The sequence below is a fragment of the Variovorax sp. VRV01 genome, assembly GCF_014852545.1.
Lineage (GTDB): Bacteria > Pseudomonadota > Gammaproteobacteria > Burkholderiales > Burkholderiaceae_C > Variovorax > Variovorax beijingensis_A.
On record NZ_JACVBS010000070.1, the window covers coordinates 1 to 452 of the forward strand.

Genomic DNA, 452 nt, shown 5'->3' on the forward strand with positions numbered 1-452 from the left:
GCGGTTCTGGTCGTCGCGCGGATGGTGCGTGAGCCTGAAGAGGTGGCCCGGGGCCAGGTCGCGCCGGTTGGAACGACCGCTGGCCCGGCTGCGCTCGCTCAGCTGCTCCTCGGTGCGGATGCGCGCATAGGTTTCGCCGTCCTCGTGCTGCAGGTGGTCGCCCGGCCATTCGTAGCGCTCGAAGCCGTCGTGCGCGTGGCCCGGGGGCATCTGGCGGCGGCTGGCGAGGTCGGCCTGGGGCTTCTCGAAGTCGTAGTGGTTGCGAAAGTGGTGGCCCGGGCGGATCTCCTCGGCCTGCGCCCATTCGGTGATGCGCTCGCTGGCCTCCAGCCCGCCGGTCATGCCGGCCTTCTCGTGCGGGTGGTAGCGCACGGCCTCGCCGCCGGGCAAGGGGGCATGGGCGCTGGCGATGTCGTCGGCGAAGACCAGCACGTGCTGCCCGGCCTCGTGGC

1 protein-coding gene is annotated in these 452 nt (G+C 72.3%); it reads right to left on the reverse strand.

The genetic code is table 11. From position 1 onward, the window contains the following. Positions 1-452: contractile injection system protein, VgrG/Pvc8 family (locus IB278_RS34355; RefSeq protein WP_263864285.1), on the reverse strand; the 452-nt coding region annotated here is incomplete at both ends.